The organism is Rhodoblastus acidophilus (assembly GCF_025961575.1).
Taxonomy (GTDB): Bacteria; Pseudomonadota; Alphaproteobacteria; order Rhizobiales; family Beijerinckiaceae; genus Rhodoblastus; species Rhodoblastus acidophilus_C.
In genome coordinates this window covers 134702-158761 of record NZ_JAOQNX010000008.1, presented here as the reverse complement: position 1 = coordinate 158761, position 24060 = coordinate 134702, and the positions used below count along the sequence as shown (strand labels likewise).

At 65.0% G+C, this 24060-nt stretch carries 15 protein-coding genes and 1 tRNA gene; 14 read left to right on the top strand and 2 right to left on the bottom strand.

The window, feature by feature from the left end:
* The first annotated feature begins 11 nt into the window (after nt 1-11).
* From M2320_RS07870 to M2320_RS07835, 8 genes are all read left to right on the top strand, one after another.
* Nucleotides 12-7976 (top strand): non-ribosomal peptide synthetase/type I polyketide synthase, encoded by a 7965-nt coding sequence (locus M2320_RS07870; protein WP_264596796.1) that lies wholly within the window; start codon nt 12-14, stop codon nt 7974-7976.
* On the top strand, nt 7969-10194 hold the full coding sequence (locus tag M2320_RS07865) for a condensation domain-containing protein (protein WP_264596795.1): 2226 nt from the start codon (nt 7969-7971) through the stop codon (nt 10192-10194). The genes M2320_RS07870 and M2320_RS07865 overlap by 8 nt, the downstream gene beginning before the upstream one ends.
* A gap of 167 nt (nt 10195-10361) precedes the next feature.
* Nucleotides 10362-11252: a dienelactone hydrolase family protein gene (locus M2320_RS07860; protein WP_264596794.1), complete on the top strand. Its 891-nt coding sequence runs from the start codon at nt 10362-10364 to the stop codon at nt 11250-11252.
* Nucleotides 11249-11950: a 4'-phosphopantetheinyl transferase family protein gene (locus M2320_RS07855; RefSeq protein WP_264596793.1), complete on the top strand. Its 702-nt coding sequence runs from the start codon at nt 11249-11251 to the stop codon at nt 11948-11950. The genes M2320_RS07860 and M2320_RS07855 overlap by 4 nt, the downstream gene beginning before the upstream one ends.
* Before the next feature lie 152 nt (nt 11951-12102).
* Complete coding sequence (parA, locus tag M2320_RS07850; RefSeq protein ID WP_264596792.1) at nt 12103-12747, top strand: ParA family partition ATPase; 645 nt, start codon at nt 12103-12105, stop codon at nt 12745-12747.
* Nucleotides 12744-13061 (top strand): hypothetical protein, encoded by a 318-nt coding sequence (locus M2320_RS07845; RefSeq protein ID WP_264596791.1) that lies wholly within the window; start codon nt 12744-12746, stop codon nt 13059-13061. Before parA ends, M2320_RS07845 begins: the two co-directional genes overlap by 4 nt.
* 75 nt (nt 13062-13136) lie before the next feature.
* Nucleotides 13137-13565, top strand: coding sequence for a secondary thiamine-phosphate synthase enzyme YjbQ (locus M2320_RS07840; protein ID WP_264596790.1), 429 nt, complete (start codon nt 13137-13139; stop codon nt 13563-13565).
* Nucleotides 13566-13568: 3 nt separating this feature from the next.
* Nucleotides 13569-14870, top strand: coding sequence for a RuBisCO large subunit C-terminal-like domain-containing protein (locus M2320_RS07835; RefSeq protein WP_264596789.1), 1302 nt, complete (start codon nt 13569-13571; stop codon nt 14868-14870).
* Between the two features lie 214 nt (nt 14871-15084).
* On the opposite strand, the gene pnp is transcribed toward M2320_RS07835, so the two are convergent.
* Nucleotides 15085-17247: a polyribonucleotide nucleotidyltransferase gene (pnp, locus tag M2320_RS07830; RefSeq protein WP_184426505.1), complete on the bottom strand. Its 2163-nt coding sequence runs from the start codon at nt 17245-17247 to the stop codon at nt 15085-15087.
* Between the two features lie 214 nt (nt 17248-17461).
* On the bottom strand, nt 17462-17731 hold the full coding sequence (rpsO, locus tag M2320_RS07825; RefSeq protein WP_184426507.1) for a 30S ribosomal protein S15: 270 nt from the start codon (nt 17729-17731) through the stop codon (nt 17462-17464).
* Between the two features lie 248 nt (nt 17732-17979).
* On the opposite strand from rpsO, the gene M2320_RS07820 reads away from it, so the two are divergent.
* The 6 genes from M2320_RS07820 (at nt 17980) to M2320_RS07795 (ending at nt 23712) form a co-directional block, all read left to right on the top strand.
* On the top strand, nt 17980-19176 hold the full coding sequence (locus M2320_RS07820) for an OmpA family protein (protein ID WP_264596788.1): 1197 nt from the start codon (nt 17980-17982) through the stop codon (nt 19174-19176).
* Between the two features lie 109 nt (nt 19177-19285).
* On the top strand, nt 19286-20212 hold the full coding sequence (locus tag M2320_RS07815) for an ABC transporter ATP-binding protein (protein ID WP_264596787.1): 927 nt from the start codon (nt 19286-19288) through the stop codon (nt 20210-20212).
* Nucleotides 20209-20970: an ABC transporter permease gene (locus M2320_RS07810; protein ID WP_184426513.1), complete on the top strand. Its 762-nt coding sequence runs from the start codon at nt 20209-20211 to the stop codon at nt 20968-20970. The genes M2320_RS07815 and M2320_RS07810 overlap by 4 nt, the downstream gene beginning before the upstream one ends.
* A 57-nt stretch (nt 20971-21027) precedes the next feature.
* Nucleotides 21028-21104, top strand: a tRNA-Arg gene (locus M2320_RS07805).
* Between the two features lie 524 nt (nt 21105-21628).
* Nucleotides 21629-22810 (top strand): MobA/MobL family protein, encoded by a 1182-nt coding sequence (locus tag M2320_RS07800; protein ID WP_264596786.1) that lies wholly within the window; start codon nt 21629-21631, stop codon nt 22808-22810.
* A complete protein-coding gene (locus M2320_RS07795) occupies nt 22810-23712 on the top strand; it encodes a hypothetical protein (RefSeq protein WP_264596785.1) in 903 nt (300 codons plus the stop codon). The genes M2320_RS07800 and M2320_RS07795 overlap by 1 nt, the downstream gene beginning before the upstream one ends.
* Nucleotides 23713-24060 lie beyond the last annotated feature (348 nt).

Below are 24060 nucleotides of genomic sequence, written 5' to 3'. Positions count from 1 at the left end.
GATGTGCAGCCATGACTTCTGAAGACCTTATGGGATTTGCCATCGTCGGCTTGTCGGGACGCTTCCCGGGGGCGCGGACGGTCAAGAAATTTTGGGAAAATGTTTTGGCTGGCCGCTCGTCGGTCACGCGTTTCGCCTCCGACGAGCTTGAAGATGCTTTCGACGAGGCGACCCGCAAGGATCCCGACTACGTTCCAGCGCGGCCGATCCTCGACGATGTCGAGCTTTTCGACGCCGACTATTTCGGCATGTCTCCCCGCGAAGCCGACCTGACGGATCCGCAGCAGCGCGTTTTCCTCGAAATCTGCAGCGAAGCTTTGGAAAGCGCCGGCTACGACCCGGCGCGCTACGCGGGGCTGATCGGCGTGTTCGCCGGCAGTTCTCTCAACACCTACTTCCTGCGCCATGTCTGCCCGGACCGCGCGGCGATCGACCGCTTCACCTCCGAATACCAGGTCGGCTGCTATTCCGAGTTGCTCGGCGCGCTGAATGATTTCGTCGCCACGCGCGTGGCCTACAAGCTCAACCTGCGCGGACCCGCGGTCGCCGTGCAAAGCGCCTGCTCGACCTCGCTGCTGGCGGTGGCGCAGGCGTGCCAGAGCTTGGCGATGTTTCAGTGCGATATGGCGCTCGCGGGAGGCGTGTCGATCACCTTGCCGCAGAAGCGCGGCTATCTCCACCAGGCCGGCGGCATGGCCTCGCCGGACGGCGACTGCCGTCCGTTCGACGCCCAAGCGGCGGGCACTGTGTTCGGCTCCGGCGCCGGTGTGGTTCTGATCAAGCGGCTGGCCGACGCCATCGCCGACCGCGACAGCATCTATGCCGTGATCAAGGGCTTTGGCGTCAACAATGATGGCGCCGAAAAGGTCGGCTTCACCGCGCCGAGCGTCGGCGGTCAGGCCGCCTGCATCACCTCCGCCATGGCCATGGCCGATTTCGACGCCGAGAGCGTGGACTATGTCGAATGCCATGGCACGGCGACCCCGCTCGGCGATCCGATCGAGATCGAAGGTTTGACCCAGGCCTTTTCCGAATTGGCGCGCGGTGATCTCGAAGCCCGCCCGCAGCCGTGTGTGCTGGGGTCCGTCAAGGCCAATGTCGGTCATCTCGATGTCGCCGCCGGCGTGGTCGGACTGATCAAGACAACGCTGATGCTCAGCAATCGGGTCATTCCGCCGCAGATCCATTTCGATCAGCCCAATCCCAGGCTCGATTTCACGCGCGGACGCTTCCGGGTCGCTGCCGGCCGTGAAAATTGGGAGGCCGGCGCCGGCCCGCGCCGCGCCGGCGTCAGCGCGTTTGGAGTCGGCGGCACCAACGTCCATCTCTGCCTGGAAGAGGCGCCGGAGCCGCCGGTCTCGAACGATTGCGATGACGGCCGGCCGCTCGTGCTCCCGCTCTCGGCGCGCAACACGGCAGCGCTGAAGGCGATGTCCGAGCAACTCGCGGAGGCTCTCGAGGCGAGCGTCACGGACGGCGCGCCGCCGTTGCGCGACATCGCCCATACCCTGCAGACCGGTCGGCGCGTGTTCGATCACCGCGCCGCCATTGTCGCGACCAGCGTGAACGAGGCCGTCGAACAGCTCAGGCGGCTGCGCGTGGACGCGCCTCCGGTCGGCGCGGCGGCGCCGCGCATTGTCTTCATGTTTCCCGGCCAGGGCGCGCAATATCCGGGCATGGGCCGCGCCCTCTATGACAGCGACCCCGCTTTCCGCGCCGACGTGGACGCGGGCGCCGCCATTGTCCTGCAGCATCTTGGCCAGGACCTGCGTCAGATCATGTTCGCCGATCAGAACATCGACGAAGAATCCGCGCATCCCATTCGCTCCACCACGCTGGCGCAGCCGGCGCTGTTCCTGCATGAATATGCGATGGCGCGGCGGCTGATGCGGCTCGGGCTCGAACCCTTCGCCCTGATCGGCCACAGCCTGGGCGAGCTGGTCGCGGCTGTCCTGGCCGGCGTGATGTCCTACGATGACGCCCTGCGTTTCGTCGTCAATCGCGGCCGCATCATGCAGGCGCAGCCGGCCGGCGCCATGCTGAGCGTCCGCCTGGCGAAGCGGGACTTGCAAGGCTATCTGCCGGAAGGGGCCGAGATCGCCTCCGACAACGCCCCGAATCTGTGTGTCGCGAGCGGCCCCTTCGAGGCGATCGCCGAGCTGGAGACGCGCCTTTCAAAGGCGGGAGTCGCGCACCGGCGCCTGCACACATCACATGCGTTTCATTCCGCCATGATGGAGCCGGTGGTTCAGGAACTCGAAGCGATCGCCGCCACGCTCGACTTGCGCGCGCCCCGGAGAAGGCTGGCTTCGACGGTCACCGGCCGCTGGCTCACCGACGCGGAGGCGGTCTCGCCCTCCTATTGGGCGCGTCAATGCCGCGAGCCCGTGGCCTTCCGGGATTCGCTCGAGGCTTTGCTCAAAGACGCCGCAGACGTCGAAACCGTGTTGGTGGAGGTCGGACCGGGCCGCACCCTTTCGACCTTCGCCCAGAGCGCGCAAGCGCGCGCCCGCGCCGTCGTGTCGACCGCGCCCGACTTCCTCGACCGGGGGGAGGAGGAGCTCATCTTCGCCGAAGCGCTCGGCGCGCTCTGGACGCATGGCGTTGCGCTCAAGCCGTTTTGCGAGGCCGCGGCCGGCGCGCCACGCGCTCTTCTGCCGACCTATCCGTTTCAGCGCAAACGTCACTGGATCGAGCGTCCGCCGGTCAACGCCGCTTCAGATCTCGCAACCCCCGCTGTCTTGGCGCAAGTCCCCGGCGCCGCAGCGACCTCCCTGTCCCGCAGCGAGCCGGCCGCGTCGCACAAAGCTTCGAATGAGGATGGAATGTCTCAAGCCATTGTGACGTCTTTGAAGACCATCTTGTCGGAGATTTCCGGCCGGGCGCTGTCGGATGGCGACCATGCCGCCTCGTTTCTGGCGCTCGGATTCGACTCCCTTCTGCTGGGGCAGGTCGCCCAGCGCGTGAACAAGACGTTCGGCGTCAAGGTCACGTTCCGCCAGCTCATGCGCGATTTGAACACTGTCGACGCGCTGGCCGCGATGCTGAAGGCTTCCGCGCCGCCGGATCGATTGCCCGCGGTCGCCGCGCCCCAGCCGCCGACAGCCGCGCCCGCTCTCGACGGGCCGCCGGCGTCGTCGCCGCGCCCGATCGCCGCGCCTGTGACCGAGGGCGCCTCGGGCGCCCTCCAGGCCGTCGTGCGCGAGCAGTTGCAGACGATGGAGCGGCTGTTCGCGGCGCAGATCGCCGCCGCCCGCGGATCCGCGGTCGACGCGCCCCCCGCCCAAGCTCCGGCCGGCGCCGCGCCGCCCGCGCCCGAATTGCTCATGCCGGCGAGCGAGGCGGCCCCGTCGAGATTCCGGATGTATCGCCCCGGAGGAGGCGATGGGGATCACGCGCTGACGCCACGCCAGCGCCGCTTCATCGATGACCTGGTCCGGCGCTACACAGCCAAGACCGCGGGGTCGAAAGCGCGCACGCAAGCGTCGCGCGGCGTGCTGGCCGATCCGCGCACGGCGAGCGGCTTCCACGCCGATTGGAAGGAGATCATCTATCCGCTGGTGTGTTCTCGCTCGAAGGGGTCCTTGATCTGGGACGTCGATGGCAATGAATATATCGATCTCGTGAACGGCTACGGCCAGACCATGTTCGGCCACGCCCCCGACTTCGTGCTGGATGCGTTGCGGGCTCAGCTGGACCAGGGCTTCGCCATCGGGCCGCAGACGCCGCTGGCCGGCGAGGTCGCCGCCCGCATCAGCGCGATGACGGGCAACGAGCGTGTGGCGTTCTGCAACACCGGCTCGGAGGCGGTGATGGCGGCGATGCGCGTCGCGCGCGCCGTCACGGGTCGCGACAAGGTGATCATGTTGAGCGGCGCCTATCATGGCCAGTTCGACGAGGTGCTGATCAAGGCGCGCCCGGCGGGCGCGCCGGTGGGGGCGTCGCCGATCGCGCCGGGGATACCGGGCGAGAACGTCGGCAATATGATCGTCCTGCCCAACAACAATCCGCGAAGCCTCGAGGTCGTGCGCCGCATGGCTGACGATCTCGCCGCGGTCATTGTCGAGCCGGTCCAGAGCCGGCGTCCCGGATTGCAGCCGCGCGCGTTTCTGCTCGAATTGCGCGACATCACCGCGAAAAGCGGCGCCGCTCTGGTGTTTGATGAAGTCGTCACCGGGTTCCGCGTGCATCCCGGCGGCATGCAGCATGTGTTTGGCATCCGCGCCGACCTCGCCACTTACGGAAAGGTGCTCGGCGGCGGCATGCCGATCGGCGTGGTCGCGGGGCGCGCCGAGTTCATGGATGCGCTCGACGGCGGGACCTGGCGCTACGGCGACGACAGCGCGCCCGAGGTTGCGCCGACCTTCTTCGCCGGCACTTTCGTGCGCCATCCCCTGGTGCTTGCGGCCGCGCGCGCCGTGCTCGATCACATCGAGACCCATCAGGAGGCGATCTATCAGCCCCTGGGCGAGCACACGCGTCAGTTGGTCGACCGCATCAATGCCGATCTCGCCCGCCGCGGTGTGCCGGAGCGGGCGGAGAGCTATGCGAGCTGGTTCTATTTGGACGTGTCGCATCATGGCGCGTTGGCGAGCCTGCTCTATCCCGCACTCAGATTGGCCGGCATCCACATCCACGAAGGATTCCCATGCTTCCTGACGACCGAGCATAGCGCCGCGCAGCGCCAAGCCATCGGCGACGCCTTCGCGCGCGCCTATGATGCGCTGGAAGAGGCGGGCATTATCGAGAGCGCCGGCGCTCGCGCGGCGGCGAGCGGGGACGCCGGCGCCGGGGCGGCGCAGGTCGCGCCGCTGACCGAACCGCAGGTCGAGATCCTGCTGGCCGCGCAAATGGGCGACGCCGCCTCCATGGCTTTCAACGAGTCGCTGACCGTGCGTTTCGAGGGCCCCTTCGACGCCGCGGCGATGACGGGCGCCTTGCAGGACGTCATCCGGCGTCACGACGCCTTGCGCGGTCGTATCGGCGCGCGCGGCGAGACCCTGGAGATTGTCTCCGAACTTGCGCTCGAGATTCCGCAGATCGATCTGAGCGGGGGCGACGCCGACGCGCGCCTGGCGGCGTTGCTTGCAAAGGATGCGCGCACGCCGTTCGATCTCTTCAACGGCCCCCTGGTGCGCGCGGCCATCGTCAAATTGGCGCCCGAGCGCCACGCGCTGCTGTTCACGGCGCACCACATCATCTGCGACGGCTGGTCGATGAATGTGCTGCTGGAGGAGCTTGCCGCCCTTTACAATGCATCGCTCGGCGGATCTCAAGCCGAATTGCCGCCAGCGCCGAGTTTCGGCGCCTATGCGGCGCATGAGGTCCGCAAGCCGAACGCCGAAACGGTCGCGTTCTGGAAAAACCTGTTCGTCGCATTGCCCAAGCCGACCGAATTGCCGCTCGATCGGCCTCGGCCGGCGGTGAAGACCTTTGCCGGCGCCTCGGTGCGCGAGACCCTGGGCGAGGAGCTGTGCGCGCAGGCGCGGGCGCTGGCGCGGCGCGAGGGCGTCAGCCTGTTTGTCGTGCTGTTCGCCGTCGCGCAGGCGATGTTCGCCCGCCTCAGCCGCAATGAGAACGTGGTGCTCATCGTGCCCATGGGCGGCCAGGCGTTGCTCGACGACCAAAATCTGGTCGGCCATTGTGTCAACTTCCTGCCGGTCCCGGCGCCGCTGTCCTTCGCCGAACCGATCGCCGACCACATCAAGGCGGTGGACGCCCGGCTGAATGAGGTTCTCGACCATCGCGACTACACGCTCGGCTCGCTGGTGGCCGATCTGCGCGTGCCCCGCTCGCCCGACCGCACGCCGCTGTCCGACATCCAGTTCAACCTGGAGCGGTTGGGGTCGCGGCTGGTGTTCGAGGGCCTGGCGAGCGAGGTTCGCGCCAACCCCAAGGCTTTCGTCAATTTCGATCTGTTCCTCAACCTGATCGAAGGCGAGCGCGATATCGCCGTCGAGGTCGATTTCGCCACCGACCTGTTCGATGAAGCCACCATTTCGGCCTGGATTGATTATCTGCGCGCCATACTGGCCGAAGTGACGCGCGCGCCGGGCGTCGCCGTGGGCGAGTTGCCGTCGCTGCTCCTGAGCGCGCCAAGCGCGTCAAGCCTGCCGGCGCCCGTCAACGTCGCGCCGGGAGACGGCGAAACGCTGCCAACCCTGTTCGAGCGCTGGTGCGACGCCACGCCCGAGGCGACGGCGGTCGTCTTCGGCGCTGAAGCCTTGAGCTACCGCGAGGCCGAGGCGCGGGCCAATCGTCTGGCGGCCCGCCTCGCCGAACGTCTCCCGGCTCCTGGCGCGCGGATCGCCGTGGCGGTCGAGCGGTCGCTCGACCTGCCCTTGGCGCTGCTCGCGGTGGCGAAGGCCGGTCACGCCTATGTGCCGATCGATCCCAGGCTGCCGGCGGCGCGGGTGCGCCAAATGATTGAGGCGGCGGGGATTGCCGCGTTCGTCACCTCCGGCGCGCTGCCGGCCGCGGAGGAGGCGGGGCTCCCGATCCTGAATTTAAGCCGCGACGCCGCATCTATCGCCGCCGCTTCGCCGGCGCGCGCCGCCCGGACGGCGACGGCGGACGACCCGACCGCCTACGTCATCTTCACCTCCGGTTCGACCGGCGCGCCGAAAGGCGTCGAAATCGGCCATGCCGCGTTGACGAATTTCTTGCGTTCGATGGCGGCTACGCCGGGATTCGCCTGGAACGACCGCATTGTCGCGATGACCACGGTGTCGTTCGACATCGCCGTGCTCGAATTGCTGCTTCCGCTCTGCTGCGGCGCAAGCACGGTGGTCGCCGGCGACGACACCCTGGCCAACCCGCCCGAACTGATCGGGTTGATCGCCTCGAGCGGCGCCACTGTGCTGCAAGCGACCCCGACGATGTGGCGCGTCCTGCTTCAAACCGGGTTCAAGCCGACGCCGGGGCTCAAGGCCCTGTGCGGCGGAGAGCCGCTGCCGTCTGATCTCGCCGACATGCTGATCGCCTCGGGCGTCGCGCTTTGGAACATGTACGGCCCGACCGAGACCACCATCTGGTCGGCCTGCGGCCGCATCACTGACGCAAGGCAGCCGATCGCCATCGGCGCGCCGATCGCCAACACGGAGCTGCATATTCTGGATGAGTCCGAGTCGCTCGCCCCGATCGGCGTGACCGGCGAGCTCTACATCGGCGGGCTGGGACTGGCGAAAGGCTATATTGGTCGACCCGACCTCACCGAAAATTCGTTCCGCTTGGTGAGCCTCGGCGGCGCCGCGCCTCGGCGGCTCTACCGCACCGGCGACCTCGCGGTTCGCCATGCGAACGGCGCCATTCAGCTTCTGGGTCGACGCGACCAGCAGATCAAGTTGCGTGGTTTCCGCATCGAGGTGGAGGAGATCGAGACGGTGCTGCGCGGCCAGGCGGGCGTTCGCGACGTCGCGGTGGTGGTGGAGCGCGCCGGCACGCAGGACGCGATCCTGACGGCCGCCTATGTGACGGCCGAGGGGATCAGCGTGACGCCCGAGGCGCTGCGCCGCGCCGTGGCCGACCGGTTGCCGGCCTATATGGCGCCGGGACGGTTCGTCAGCGTCGCGGATTTGCCGCGCACGACCAATGGCAAGCTGGACCGCGAGGCGCTGGTCGCTCGCCTGGACCAGCAAGGGGCTCCGGCGGTGAGGCCCGAGACGGTCGCCGCGGCGGCCCCGACGCCGGCGGTCGATCCCGTCCTGCTCCGCAACGTCACGGCGGTGATCGAGACGGTGCTGGGCCGGGAGGGCGTCCAGCCGGGCGAGCGCATTTTCTCTCTGGGGGCGACCAGCTTGCACATTTTCCGCATGGTGGCGCGCTTCGGCGAGGCGGGACTGCCCCTGCGGGCCCAAAACCTGATGACCAATCCCAGCGTCGAGGAGATCGCGCGTTGCGCCGCCAGCCTCGGCGCCAGTCAGCCCAATTCCGGGCCTTCCTTGATCGACTTCAAACGCGGACGTACCAATGCATAACGACATCCAAGCCGCCGTCGGGCGTGAGCCCGAGCCGCAGATCGTCATGCCTTGCACGGCGATCCAGCAGCACGTCCTCGAGCTGCAAACGCGCAGTCCCGACAGCTCGATCGCCAACATCGCCATGCGGTGGCGTCTTCTGGGCGCCGTGCGCGACACCTCGGTCAAGGCGGCGCTGCAGGTTCTGGCGAGCCGTCACGAAAGCCTCAGGACCCGGTTCGCGCGCGGGGAGAACGGCTTTCAGCAAGTCGTCAGCCCAAGCTGCGACATCAAGCTGTCGCGGATCGACCTGTCGCTGCAGCCGGATCTTTACGAGGCCGAAGCTGACCGCATCGCCAGGCTCGACGCCCGCACCGCTTTCGATCCGACCAAGGCGCCGCCGTGGCGCGTGACGCTGCTGCGCCGGTCCGCCCGCGAGGCCATCCTGCTCGCGACATTCCATCACGCCATCGCCGACGGCTGGTCGATCGGGGTGTTCGCCCGCGAACTCGCCGCTGTGATCGACGCTTTGGAACAGGGCCGCGCGCCAGACTTGCCGGAGCTCGACCTGCAATATGGCGATTACGCGCGCTGGCGGCAGGCGCTCCTGGCCAGCGACGCCTTGACCGGCGAGCGCGCGTACTGGCGCAGGCAGATGGCCGGCGTCGTCCCGCTCGACGTGACGCCGACCCGCGATCCGCCGGCGACGGGGCGGCGCGAGGGGGAAATCCGCAGCGTCCTGCTGCCGCGCGCGCTGACCGACGCCCTGCAAGCTGTGGCCCGGCGGGAAGGCTACACCTTGTTCGCGCTTGCCGGCGCATGCCTCGGAGCCGCGCTCGGCGAGGCGTGGCGCTCGAAGCAGCTGTTGATCGGAACGCAAGTCGGCGGCCGCGACGATCCGCTTCTGTTTGGCGTCATCGGCCCGGTGGTCAACACGGTCGTGCTGCGACTGGATGCGACGCTCGCGTCCGACAGCTGGGCGTTCGCGGATCACGTCCGCGCCGTGGTGAACGATGCGCTCGCCAACAAGGCGCTGCCGTTCGAGGACATCGTCGCCGGCGTCCAGCTGTCCTCCCAGCCCGACCTGCCGTTCGGCTACAACGTCAATTTCACGCTGCAATCCGTCAATATCGACGCCGACAGCACCGACACGATCCGAAGCGGCGACGTCGAGCTGGCTTCAATCCCCTCGGTCAGCGCGGGCAGCCTTTATGACCTCAGTTTCTTCATGGTGGGGCGCGACGAAGGGTGGCGCATCTCCTGCGAGGTCAACACCGATCGGCACACGGCGGAGGCCGCCGAAACGCTCCTCGCGGCTTGGCGCGGCAAGATGGAAATGCTGGTCGCGGCCCCGAGGGTCGAGCGGCCCGTTGGCGGTCCGACCGCCGCCGTACAGCCGCTGCTGCGAAAGCCCTCCAAAAACTATTTCGAGCCCTGCAAGCTGTTCAGCGCGGGCAAGCTGCCGCCCGTGTTCGCGCTCAGCAACCGATCCATCTACTATCCGGTCGCGCGGCGGCTTGCCGACGATCGCCCATTCATCGACTTGCAGTGGCGATCGGACGCGACTCCGCCCCCTGCCAACTCGGACGTCATGTCGGACATTGCCGCCGACGCCGCCCGACAGATCCGCGCCGTCGACCCGGTCGGGCCGTACCATCTGGTGAGCTATTGCGTGATGGGCAATGTCGCGCTTGAGACCGCCCGGCAACTGCGGGCCGCTGGCTCGCAAGTGTTATCGCTCTGCCTGCTCGACACCGTCGCCTCTGGCTATGTCGAGAACATGAGCTGGCCGGACAGGCTGCTGCGCCGCGCCTTGGTCTCCACCGCGCTTCCCAATCTGCGCGACCGGCTCTTGAAGGTTTGGGCTGGAGAGCTGAGCATCGCCGGCATGCTGTCGTACTACTTTCATCGCGTCACGCGGCCGCCCGAAACCCTGCAGCCCGGCGACGACACTGAAAATATCTGGCTCAAGCTGATGGAGGCGCGCGCTCACCACCGCATCGAGCCTTACGAGGGCGACGTCGTGCTCTTCAGATCCGCCGAAGCGCGCGTTGGCAGGCTGTTCGCGCGAAGTCTGGGCTGGAGCCAATTCGTGAAAGGCGATCTGCGGATTTATGACGTCCCGGGGCGGCACGACGACATGCTGAAAGAGCCTGCGGCGGAGGTCATCTCCGAGTACATGGCGTGGACGATCGACAAGGCGGAAGGGCGCTGGAAGACGCCGCCCGCGCAGACATGAGGGGCCACGCGGGTTTCATCGCCCGGACCGCTGTCGCGCTTGGCGTCGTCGCCGGGCTCGCGGTCTTCGCGGCGCTGCTTCGTGAGATGGCCTCGCTCCGCGCCGACCGGCCCCCTGAACCGCCAGGCGTCGTGACGCGGGACTTGTCCCTCCGGGATCCCCGGGGCATGGGACGACCGGCCATTGCGGTGAAGGTCTGGGCGCCGCAGGACGCCACAAAACCGTGTCCGATGATCGTTTATGTCCCCAGCTGGGGCGGACGTCGCGACGAGAACCAGGTCATGCTGGCTGAGCTCGCCCATAACGGGTTTATCGTGGCGGCCGCGGACGATGTCAGCCACGATCCTCCCGATCCCGCGGTCGACGCCGCTGATGAGGCGGTTCGCAAGGCGCCGTTCAGGGCTTTCTCGGCGGAAGATCTTGCCGCCTTCCCGGACGTGAGCGCACGTCGAACGAAGCTCGGTTTTGAAAAACTGGATCGCGTGGTCGAGGCCTTGATGCGGCTGCCCGCCGACGCGCTCCCGGCGACCATTGACGCCTCCCGGATCGGCGTGGTCGGTTTCTCCTTCGGCGGAGCTGTCGCCGCCACGGCGCTGGCGCGCGATCCCCGAATTGCGGCGGCGATCAATCTCGACGGGTGGTTGATCCATACGGCCGCCGCGCCCGGGGTTTCGCGACCCTTGCTCGCGCTCTATGCGATGCCGGATTTCAATCCGCGCCGATTCTGGACGTCGACGGCGAATTTTTTCGTGACCAAGCTGACGCTCGAGGATCTCCGCGCGGCGCTTTCCTTGCAGCGAACATCGCAAATCGAGGTTTTCCTGATCGCCGGCGTCCAGCATGGCGACTTTTCCGACGCGGTCTATTCTGCCGATCGCTGGCGCCGGTGGCGGCCGTGGCGGACAGACGTGATCAGGTCCGAGCGCATGCGAGAGATCGTCACAGCTTTCGTGACGCCATTTCTGCAGCAGCATGTGGCGGGCCGCGCCACCTTGGGGCAACGGCCCTCGTTTATCGAGGTCGCGCCGCTCGAAGCCTTCGAGGCCCGTCTGCAATGACCTTTGATCTGACCGGCGAGGTGGCGGTCTGGCGGATCGATTTTCGAACGAGCGCTCCGCCGGACTGGTCGCTGCTCGACGCGCGCGAGCGCGCCGTCGCCGACGCCTTCATCCATGCTGAGGATCGAGACCGTTATGGCCATTCTCACTGTGCAGTGCGCAGGCTGCTCGCGTGCTTTCTCGACATGGAGCCCGGCGCCGTGCCGGTCGCCGTCGCGCCCTTTGGCAAGCCGTTCATAGCTGGCGCCTCGCGAGGCTTGACGTTCAACCTGTCGCACAGCAAGCGGACGGCTCTGGTCGCCATCGCGCGGGGTTCAGCAGTCGGCGTCGATGTCGAAGATGACGACGGATTGATGGATTACGACGAGATGATCGACGCGGTGTTCGGCGAAACGGATTCTGAACATCTGCGGCGCGAATCGCCGTCGCGGAGGCGTCAGTCCTTTCTGCGCGGCTGGACCCGCAAGGAAGCCGTCGTGAAGGCGCTGGGATTGGGATTCCAGCTCGATCCCAAGCAATTTCGGGTTCCGCTCGAAGATGCCGGCTTGTGGGAGGTCGTGGTCGGCGAAAACGACAATGCACAGATCGGATTGAGTGATTTGAGCGAGGGTGAGGTGATCGCCGCCATAGCGGCGGAAGGCCTTCGGCATCGGCCTCGCGTGCGGCCATATGAAGGAGGCCTGGACGCCATCCTGTGAACGTGTCGGATCAAGCGGCGGCGCCGTCGCGCGCGCCGGCCCGCGAGAGGAGATGGTTGCAACAATCGTCGAATGCTGAGAAGTTAACCATACGTAAAAAAATCGATTCGCAATGTGATCCTGTTTTCGGCTGGTGTTGAAAGGCGGCGTCATTGATCATCGGCGTGCTGAATCAAAAAGGCGGTGTCGGAAAGACGACGATTGCGGTCAATCTGGCGTCCTGCTTCAGTCATGCCGGTCGGAGCGTGCTTCTTGTCGACGCCGATCCGCAGGGAAGCGCTTTGTCGTGGTCCAGCGTTCGAGCCGCCGAGCCAGCCTTCGCCGTGGTCGGCATGGCCAAACCGACATTGCATCGCGAACTCCCGGCTCTGGCGAAAAATTACGACGTGGTCCTGATCGACGGGGCGCCGCGGGTCAATGAACTCGCAAGGGCGGCCATTTTGGCGAGCGATCTCGTTCTGATCCCCGTGCAGCCTTCGCCCTATGACATCTGGGCCGCCTCGGACACCGTGAAACTGATCCGCGAAGCGCGGATTTACAAAGAAGATTTGCAGGCAAGGTTCGCCATCAATCGCAAGATCACCAATACGGCGATCGGACGAGATTTTTCCGTGGCTCTCGATCAGTTCCCGGATACGCCCGTGCTTGATGTTCCCCTGATCCAACGCGTTGTCTACGCGGAAAGCGCGGCGCGGGGCCTTTCGGTGCTTGAAGCGGCGCCTCAAAGCGAAGCGGCCAAGGAGCTGAAAAGGCTGGCCGCGCTGATTTTTCCCAATCCTGAAAGGCAAGCGGCATGAGCCGGAAGACCATTCCGTTCCGAATCCCGCAAGACGCGGCGCGGGGGACAGGGGCGGAGTCCGTCGCAGCGGTCTCGTCGCCAGGGACAGAGGCCGATCAATGGGTTTCTCAACCTGAAGGGCGAGCGGAAGACGCCGCCGCCGAACCGGTCGCGGCGGAAAAAGGCGCGCGCGCATTGACGATCACGATTTCCGCGGAGCCTGACTGGTACGACGCCTGGAAGGTCGCCGTATTTCTCCCCTATGCGGTGGCTTGCTACTGGACGCTGGGCGCGGCGCGCATCGGTGGGCGCGAAGGGAAAGCCCGGGCCTAAACTTCGCCTGGGTGGATTGCGGCGGGTTTCGCGCTGAGCTACATCCGGCGCGCGAGCCGCCCCCTAGGTGATCCCATGAAAATCCTGAGAACGCGGATCGAGTTCGAGACCGTCGAGCCGATCCAGATCATCGATGTGACCGAACAGGTCCGCGATTGGCTGAAAACGACCGGAGTCCGAGACGGTCTTCTCACCGTGACCTCGCTTCACACGACCGCGCGGGTCAATGTGAACGAGCGCGAGCCGCAGCTGCAAAAGGACATGGCGACCTGGCTGAAGCGATTTGTGCCCCGCGATGGCGACTGGCTGCACAATGAAGTCGCCATCGACGGACGCGACAACGCCCATTCCCATATCCTCGGGCTGTTCATGAATTCCTCCGAGAGCATTGCGGTGGCCGACGGCGAAATGGTCCTCGGCAGTTGGCAGGCCATCTTTTTCATTGAGCTCGATGGCCCAAGGGACCGTCGCGCGCTTGAACTTCACATCATGGGAGCGGCTTGATCCATGACGCCGGACGATTTTTCGGGTTTTTACGCCAAGCGCGGCGAGCTCAACGCCCAAGACTATATCGAGCTTGATTTCACCTTCGAATGCGCGGGCGATCCGCGCGAAGCCGCCGCGCATCTGTGCAGCGAGCAGTCCACGGCGCAATGGCGCCGCGTCGGCGTGGACGAAGATTTTCGCCCGCGCTTCGCGGCCAAGGTCCTGGATTTGGAATCGGCTCCACAGCCTTCCGGATTCAGCATCCCGGTGACCTGCGCGGCCCAGGGTCCGGTTCATGCGGTGCGGGTCACCATCGCCCACCCGCACGGCAATTTCGGGCCGCGCATCCCCAATCTGCTGTCCGCCGTCTGCGGCGAAGGCGTGTTCTTCTCGCCCGGCATTCCCCTGATCCGGCTGCAGGACATCCGCTTCCCCGACTCCTATCTTGCGGAATTCCAGGGGCCGCAATTCGGCGTCGCCGGTTTGCGCGAGCGCCTTAACGCTTTTGGCCGCCCGATCTTTTTCGGCGTGATCAAGCCGAACATCGGGCTTCCCCCGGAGCCTTTCGCCGAACTTGCCTATCAAAGCTGGCTGGGCGGCCTCGACATCGCCAAGGATGACGAGATGCTGGCCGACATCGACTGGAGCCCGCTCGGCGCGCGCGCCGCGGCTTTGGGCGAGGCCCGCCTGCGGGCGGAGCGCGAGACCGGCGCGCCAAAAATCTATCTGGCCAATATCACCGATGAGGTGGACCGGCTGGTGGAAAACCACGATCTCGCGGTGGCGAAAGGCGCGAATGCGCTGCTCGTCAACGCCATGCCGGTGGGATTGAGCGGCGTTCGAATGCTGCGCAAGCACGCCAGCGTGCCCCTGATCGCGCATTTCCCCTTCATCGCCGCCTTCAGCCGGCTGGCGGGCTACGGCATTCATTCCCGGGTGCTGACCCGGCTGCAGCGGCTCGCCGGGTTTGATACGGTCATCATGCCGGGCTTCGGCAGCCGCATGATGATGCCGGAGCACGAAGTTCTGGATTGCGTCCGCGCCTGCCTGGAGCCCATGGGCCACCTAAAACCCTGCCTGCCCGTGCCCGGCGGCAGCGATTCGGCTGTCACCCTGGAAGGCGTCTACCGGAAGGTTGGCGGCGTCGACTTCGGCTTCGTGCCGGGACGCGGCGTTTTCGGACATCCGATGGGACCGCGCGGCGGCGCCGCAAGCATAAGGCAGGCCTGGGACGCCATTTCGCAGGGCGTCCCCCTCGCGCAACATGCCGCAACCCATGCCGAGCTTCACGCTGCGCTAGAGGCTTTTGGCCGGCGCGCCTGAGCGGGCGCGCGCGGCCTCGCCGACAACGACACAAACGGACAAACGAGGCGGCCTGCTGCGAGCGCAGGTGCGCCAAGGTCTGCGCGCTGATTCTCATATCGACAATTCAGGCCGTCCTGTGATGGCGATGAGCGCCGTCGGCGCCGCATGAACGCAAATCGGCCGCCCCGTGGGGCGGCCGACTGAATTCACGCGAGGGTGAGGCGTTCCCGCCTTACACCTGCTCTTGCGGCGCCTCGCCTTCGGCCTTGGCTTCCGCCTTGGCCTTGGCTTCGAGGTCTTCGCCGGTCTGCTGGTCCACGGCGCGCATGGACAGGCGCACCTTGCCGCGGTCATCAAAGCCCAGCAGCTTGACCTTCACCTTATCCCCTTCCTTGACCACGTCGGTGGTCTTGGCGACGCGCGCGGCGGCGAGCTGCGAGATATGGACGAGGCCGTCCTTGGCGCCGAAGAAGTTGACGAAGGCGCCGAAATCCGTGGTCTTCACCACAGTGCCCTCATAGATCTGGCCGACTTCCGGATCGGAGGCGATCGACTTGATCCAGTTGATGGCGGCCTTGATCGAATTGCCGTCGCTGGACGCGATCTTCACCGTGCCGTCGTCCTCGATGTTGATCTTGGCGCCGGTCTTTTCCACGATCTCGCGGATCACCTTGCCGCCGGAGCCGATGACTTCGCGGATCTTGTCGACCGCGATCTTCATGGTCTCGATGCGCGGGGCGAATTCGCCGAGTTCCGCGCGGGCGTCGGTGATCGCCTTGGACATTTCGCCGAGGATGTGCAGGCGGCCGTCCTTGGCCTGGGCCAGCGCCACCTTCATGATCTCCTCGGTGATGCCGGCGATCTTGATGTCCATCTGCAAGGAGGTGACGCCGTGCTCGGTGCCGGCCACCTTGAAGTCCATGTCGCCGAGGTGGTCCTCGTCACCCAGAATGTCGGAGAGAACCGCGAAACGGTCGCCTTCCAGGATCAGGCCCATGGCGATGCCGGCGGTCGGGCGCTTCAGCGGCACGCCCGCGTCCATCAGCGCCAGCGACGAGCCGCAGACGGTGGCCATCGACGATGAGCCGTTGGATTCGGTGATCTCCGAGACGACGCGGATCGTGTAGGGGAATTCGCCCGGCGCCGGCAGCATCGGATGGATGGCGCGCCACGCCAGCTTGCCGTGGCCGATTTCGCGGCGGCCCGGCGAACCGATACGGCCGGTCTCGCCCACGGAATAGGGCGGGAAGTTGTAATGCAGCAGGAAGTTCTCTTTATACGTCCCTTCCAGCGAATCGATGAACTGCTCGTCCTCGCCGGTGCCGAGCGTGGCTACCACCAGAGCCTGGGTTTCGCCGCGGGTGAAGACGGCGGAGCCGTGGGTGCGCGGCAGCACGCCGACCTGCGCCAGGATCGGGCGCACAGTGGTCAGGTCGCGGCCGTCGATGCGGATCTTGTGGTCCAGAATGTTCCAGCGGACCACCTTGGCCTGCAATTCATGGAACACGTCAGCGATCAGCTGCTTGTCGAATTTTGCCGCCTCGCCTTCCGGCAGCAGGGCGGCGTTGACCTTGGCCTTGACGGCGTCGATGGCCTTGTAGCGGTCTTGCTTGACGGTGATCTTGTAGGCTTCGCGCAGATCGGCCTCGGCGATCTCGGCGACGGCCTTCTCCACATCGCCCTTTTCGGCGGGGGCGAAATCGCGCGGGTCCTTGGCGGCGCGCTCGGCGAGGCGGATGATGGCCTCGATCACCGGCTGGAAGCCGGCATGACCCGCCATGACCGCGGCCAGCATGGTCTCTTCCGAGAGTTCCTTGGCCTCGGATTCGACCATCAGGACGGCGTCGGCGGTGCCGGCGACGACCAGGTCGAGGTCGGAATTCTTGGCCTCGTCAATGGTGGGGTTCACCTTGATCTCGCCATTGATATAAGCGACGCGGGCGCCGCCGACCGGCCCCATGAAGGGCACGCCGGACAGGGTCAGCGCGGCGGAAACCGCGACCATGGCCAGAATGTCCGGATCGTTCTCCATGTCATGGCTGAGCACGGTGACGATCACCTGGGTGTCGAAATAATAGCCGTCCGGGAACAGCGGGCGGATCGGACGGTCGATCAGGCGGGAGATCAGGGTCTCGCGCTCGGAGGGACGGCCTTCGCGCTTGAAATAGCCGCCGGGAATGCGGCCGGCCGCAAAAGCCTTTTCCTGATAGTTGACGGTGAGCGGGAAGAAGTCCTGGCCGGGCTTGGCGGTCTTCGCGGAAACCACGGTGGCGAGGACGGTGGTCTCGCCATAGCTGGCGAGCACGGCGCCGTCGGCCTGGCGGGCGATGCGTCCGGTCTCCAGCGTCAGCTTGCGGCCGAACCAGTCGATCTGTTCGCGGTGCATTTCAAACATGCGTGTCTCTCTCATGGGTTTGGGTCGCGCCAACCATGTGCAAGACGACGAGAAGCCGATTTTTCGGCGTCCGGTTATCCTGCCATGGTCCGGTCGGACTTTGGTGATGCGGGCGGCCCCTGCCGCCGGCGATCAGGCCGCATCTCTTCGGGCGAAACGCCTTGAGCGCGGCTTTAAGGAAAAGCGGCCGGCGTGAGCCGGCCGCAGGAAGCGTTTAGCGGCGGATGCCGAGGCGCTCGATGAGCGTCTTGTAGCGCCCCTCGTCATTCTTCTTGAGATAGTCGAGAAGCTGACGACGCAGCGACACCAGCTTGAGCAGACCGCGACGCGAATGGTTGTCCTTCGCATGGGTCTTGAAATGCCCGGTGAGATTGGCGATGCGTTCGGTCAGGATGGCGACCTGAACCTCCGGCGAGCCGGTATCGCCCTGCTTGGTGGCGTATTCCTGAATGAGCGCGGTCTTGCGCTCGGCTGTGATCGACATCGGGTGATCCTTCTTCTGATTCGGAAATGCCGAGGCCGCTCCGGGATGTCGTCCAGCGCGGTCGCGAATCTCCGTTCCCGCGAAGAGTTTCGCGCGGATGGCGCGCTTATACACCAAATGCGCGCAGGCGCCAGCACAAAGCGCCTTTGCGGCCTGACCCGCCGAAAGTTTTGCTTCACCTAGCGGCTAAAAAGTTTAGTCTCCGGTTCCGGTACCTGCACTTGGACTGCCCGGGAGGAGCATTGGCAATGTTGAGCATTTTATCCCACTATTGGGGTTGGTTGGTTCTTTTCTTCATCATCGGGTTTTTGGCCGCGCTGATGGCCTTCTCCGATGCTGAGGATGAGGAGGCCGAAGGAGAGGTCAAGCTCTCCGACGAAGCGAATCGCCGGCGCATCCCCCTGTGGTTCCTCCCGCTCGCCGTCCTCGCGGTTCTGGGCGTCGGTGCCAGCCTGTTCGGCTTTGTCGAGAATGTCACGGCCGCCTGGATCACCACGGGCGCGCTCGCCTTCTTCGCTTTCTCCGGCGGCGCGCTCGCCGGCGCGTTCGGCGGCATGAGCGGCCTGCGCTGGGGCCCGCTGGTGGTTTCCGGCCTGGTCTGGGCCTGCTCGCTGTTCATCACCCCGCCGGCGGCGTGGTTCCCTGCCGAGAAGCCAGCCGAAGCCACGGCCGCCGCGCCTGCAGCCAAGCCTGACGACGCCGCCGCCAAGGCCGCCGCCGCCAAGGCCGAAGAAGAGGCCAAGGCCGCTGCGGCCGCCGCCGCCGTGAAGGCCAAGGCTGAAGCGGAGGCCAAGGCCGCCGCCGCCGCCGCCGCCAAGGCCGAGGAAGACGCCAAGGCCGCCGCCGCTGCGAAGGCTGAGGAAGAGGCCAAGGCCGCCGCCGCCGCGAAGGCTGAGGAAGAGGCCAAAGCCGCCGCCGCCGCCAAGGCTGAAGAAGAGGCGAAGGCCGCTGAGGAAGCCAAGGCCGCCGCTGCTGCGGCCGCCGCCGCCGCTGCGCCGAAGACGGTGAAGCAGGTCGCCGAATTGAAGGCCGCCGCCATCGCCGCCGCCAAGGCGCTGCCCGCGACCGGCCCGCTCGACCTCGGCCAGTGCCAGACCGCCCTGTCCGGCATTGTCGCCAAGGAGTCGATCAAGTTCGACGCCGGCAGCGCCAAGGTCGCCAAGGGCTCGGAAGCGCTGATCGGCAAGATCGGCGCGACGCTCGCCCGCTGCCCTGGCGGGATCAGCGTCGAAGTCGCCGGCCACACCGACGCCACCGGCGACGCCGCGAAGAACAAGGCGCTGTCGCAAAGCCGCGCCGACGCCGTCGTCGCCCTGCTGAAGAAGAAGGGCGCCAAGGCGGACCAGCTCACTGCGGTCGGCTATGGCTCGGAGAAGCCGCTGGCCGTCAACGATTCCGACGCCGGCAAGGCCGCTAACCGCCGCATCGACTTCGCGGTGAAGTAAGCCTTTAAATTTGGAGGGCGCCGGCGCAAGCGCGAGCTTGCTCCGGCGCTCTTGCTTTTTGCGGGCCGTCCGATGTTTTCAGGAGGCTCGACGATTTGGGGACAGCTCTTTGACCAACATTCTCGCCATCGAGCGCCTGACCAAGACATATGACAATGGGTTTGTGGCGCTGAAGGGCGTCGATCTCGCGATTGCGCAGGGCGAGATTTTCGCGCTGCTCGGCCCCAACGGCGCCGGCAAGACCACGCTGATCGGCATTGTCTGCGGCCTCGTGCGCGCGACCTCCGGCAAGGTGACGGTGGACGGCTGCGATATCGCCGCCGACTATCGCCGCGCCCGCCAGAAAATCGGCCTGGTGCCGCAGGAGCTGGCGACCAACCAGTTCGAGACCGTGCTGGAGGCGGTGCGTTTTTCCCGCGGCCTGTTCGGCAAGGCGCCGGACCCCGTCCATTTCGAGCGCGTGCTGCGCGACCTCTCGCTGTGGGATAAGAAGGACCAGCGCATCGGCGCGCTCTCCGGCGGCATGAAGCGCCGCGTGCTGATCGCCAAGGCGCTCGCCCACGAGCCGCAAATCCTGTTCCTCGACGAACCCACCGCCGGCGTCGACGTCGAATTGCGCCGCGACATGTGGGAAATGGTGCGCCGCCTCCGCGAAAAGGGGGTGACGGTGATCCTGACCACGCATTACCTCGAGGAGGCCGAGGACATGGCCGACCGGGTCGGCGTGATCAACCAGGGCGAACTCATCCTGGTCGAGGAGAAACACGCTTTGATGCGCCGCATGGGCCAGATCCGCGTCACCATTGGCCTCGCGCAAAAGCTCGAGGCGCCGCCCGAGGGCCTCTCCGACCTGCCGCTCGATCTGTCCGCGGACGGAACGACCCTGTCGTTCACGCAAAAGGGCGAGGATTGCGACGACCGTCTCGGCGCCTTGCTCAAAACCCTGGTGGCGCGCGGGATTGAATTCCGCAGCGTCAATTCGGAACGGTCCTCGCTGGAGGACATTTTTATCGATCTGGTGGGACGACGCCGATGAATGTTTACGCCATCCGCGCCATCTACATCAACGAACTGAGCCGCACCTGGCGCACGCTCTACCAGAGCATCGCCTCGCCGGTGATTTCGACGGCGCTCTATTTCGTCGTGTTCGGCTCGGCGATCGGCTCGCGCATGCAGGCGATCGACGGGGTGTCCTATGGCGCCTTCATCGTCCCGGGCCTCATCCTGCTGACGGTTTTGACCGAAAGCGTCTCCAACGCCTCGTTCGGCATCTATCTGCCGCGTTTCCTCGGCACGATCTACGAACTGCTGTCGGCGCCGATTTCGGCTGTCGAGGTGGTGATCGGCTTCGTCGGCGCCGCCGCGACCAAATCGGTGATCCTCGGCCTGATCATTTTTACCACCGCGCGGCTGTTCGTACCCTTCGAGGTGGTTCACCCCGTCCTGGCGTTCCTCTATCTGGTGCTGCTGTCGATGACCTTCGCTTTGTTCGGCTTCATCCTGGGGCTGTGGGCGGATGGCTTTGAAAAGCTGAACCTGATCCCGATGATGGTGATCTCGCCGCTGACGTTTTTGGGAGGCACGTTCTATTCCATCGACATGCTACCGGGCGTGTGGCGGCAGATCGCGCTGTTCAACCCGATCGTCTATCTGATCGAAGGGTTTCGCTGGACGTTCTACGACATAGCGACGCTGGCGCCGCTGATCAGCCTGGGGCTGACCGTTGCGATGCTGGCGGCGTGTTTTGCGGTGGTGGTGTGGATTTTCCGGACGGGATACCGGCTTCGGAACTGAGAACGGGCGCCCAAAGCGATTGCCGAAGGCGTTTGCATGGGTTAAACAGGGATCGAAGCACCCGTAGCTCAGCTGGATAGAGCGCTGCCCTCCGAAGGCAGAGGTCACAGGTTCGAATCCTGTCGGGTGCGCCAGCAAAATCAGTCATTTAACTGATATCTGGGCTTCCACCTGGACAACCAACTCACCAAATACTCACTTACGCCAAAGGTACCGCTCGTATGCCAAGCGTGCCAGCCGAGCAGCTTGGCGATTCGGGGAAGGCGGCGTGCATGCGCGCCATTGATCGATTGCGGGTCACTCCGGAGCACCGTTCAGGTTGCCGCTTTGCTGGCCGTCACGCCCACCCAAAAGGCATAAGTCTCACGTGCTTGCCAGCGGCTTCGTTATTACGCGTCTTAATTAAAAATTCGTAATGGTAATAGCCAGCGACATCTAGAATACATGCTGTAGAGAATAGCTTCTGACGGCGTCTTGATTAAGAATGTTGCTCGTGGGAAGGTCTTTTTATTAGGGCGCACTTATGACTTTGCTTCGCAAAGTCGCGCGGCAGGGGAGGAAGCCCCCCCCCTGCACCCCACCGGCCTTGCCGGCAGGGGCCAGCCCCAGACCCCGCCAGGAAGGCGGCGCCGCCCTCCTGGATCACCCCGGACACCGCGTGGCGATATACTCTCTCAACGTCAAATCTGTGGGCCGCACCACCCATGCGCCAGGAACGGCGGCCGCGCATGTCCGCTACATCGGGCGGCGCAAGGCGACCGAAGCGATCATCGGCGCGCGGATGCCTCTGACACCCCGGTCAGCTAGCGAGTGGCTTCTTGCCGAAGAGGTGGCCGATCGCAGGAACGCGCGCGTGATCACAAAGGTGATGATTGCTCTTCCATGCGAGCTTGGGCCAGCCGAGCGCATCGCGCTAGTGCATGAGTTCGGCGAGGCCATGTCGATGGGCCGGGTCCCGTGGATGGCAGCAATCCATAAGCCCTCATCGAGCGGGGATGATCGCAATTTCCACGCGCACATTGTCGTCCGCGATCGGGACCCTGAGACGGGCAAGACCGTCGTCGGCTTGAGCAAAGCCGATAGCGTGGAGCGACTGCGCCTCTTGTGGGAGAAGGTCGCGAATAACTCAATGGCGGCTGTCGGCCTTGCTGCGCGCATCGACCGGCGCCGCCTCGTTGATCAGGGCCTTGATCGTCAGCCCGAGATTCACGTTGGGCCGAAAGTTCGCGCAATGGAAGAACAGGGCATCCGGCCAGAAAGCCGCGACGCCATCGATGCTTGCGGGCGAGAAATTCGCTGGGCGAGCGAAATTGACCAAAACCGGACGCGATCGGAGCGGCGGTCGGAGATTCAGGCGGAAAACCTGACTCGGGCCAACTCGCCAACGAAAACCAACCTATCCTCCGCCGCCTCGGTCCGCTCCAACGATTCCAACCACATCGCAAGCCAAAACCTTGAAGAAGCGGGGCCGCCGATTCTGGCGGGCAATGAAAAGTTCCCCGCCCAAGGGGAGGCAAAATCCAAAACCTTCCCGGAGCTAAATGATGAACAGGCCAAGCGACTCCGAATTCTACTTGACACTTCTCGAGACGCAGAATTCGCGGCTCACGGCGCTGGAGAAGCGCATCGATGCCGTCGAGCGCGAATTTGGCGACGGATTGGAGACGTTGGCGCAGACATTAAAAATGCAATCGAGCGAAATATCCAATTTAAAATCTCAATTGAGCGGATCTCTGCGTACATTATCGATAAGATTGGAAGAAATATTGCAAATATAAAGTTGCATGACATGGAGTCATGGGTTCATAATCTTCATAACCCAAACGGAATAGGTGAATAATGAAGATTATACAATATCTCGTCGAGAGGTTTATTCCTGCGATCAAAGCAGAGAGACTGCACCAAGAGACGCACCCTGTGCAGGAACAATGTGAGGCCGTGGCCGAGGCATCCGCCCAACGTAGACCCGGCCACGACATACGCGAGGCAGAGCCAATTCCATTGGACAATTCACTGCCCTGGAATCTGGACTATCCGACCTACGACCATTGTATCGTCGATTTGAATAATGAAGGGGCGCTAACCCTGAAATTGGATGGGGAGATTCCGGCGGGATGGGTGAATGCGATTTTCATTTACCTGTCGGGGGCCGGCCGGACGCGGACAATGGCGTTTGTCTTGCGACGCTGGAAGCCGGACCACACGAAGGAAGAGAAAGTGGTCTTCCGTGCGAAAATTGATTTCGCTCTGGCGGCCCTTATCGAAGCTTATCCAACCATAGCCGTGGCGGTCAAAAAAGACACTGGGCGCGCGTTCCTTCGGCCCGGCGTTGTCGATCATAAACTGAACTCATCCAAAATTGCTTCGCTCGGCTCCAAGCCTGCTGCGGTCGGATTGTCGGCGCGGATAAACGCCGGCGAAAAGGTCGATATTGCCCTCGTCGACGAAGAAGGTTGGGGCGGGCACAAGCCGGCGTGGCTGTTTACCGTCGCGACCCGGCTCTGGCCGGATCAAGAAGGCGATTTTCTCGCCGTTCAGAGCGCCCAACGCCGGGCTGCCTCAAATATTTGGCGCCGGCAATTGGCGGCTCTACGCGTCCGCCCTGACGGCCTGCCCCCGCCTCCTCCTCAATTAAAAGAGCCGACCAAATCCCTCATCGTCGAATGGGCCTCATTCCCTTGGAACGGTGGCCGTCCCCCAGGATCGAAGTCATTGCTGGAAATAGCTTCAGATCAAACTTGACCAGCCCGATCTCCGAATTCGGTGCCCGGCCCTCCCTGGTCCGGGCACTGTTTCATATTTCGAAGCTTGGGCGGCGCCTCGGGCCGCTAAATTTGCTAAACTGCTAAACTCGGTGAGTATGTTTAGCAGTTTAGCAAAATTAGCGGTGAGCAGAAGGTTCGCCTCGGCGCGAACGTCCCGGAAGATGCCATCGGGATGGTCGAGCGCGCCGCACCTCCGCCCCGGATGGCCCTCGACGAGCGCTCCCGCAGCCGCCCCACTTTGACGGACACATAGGTCAAATTTAGGCTCTCTTTGACCCGCGCTTAAGAGCACTACACCCAAGCCTAGCCAATTCGTGACCGAAGC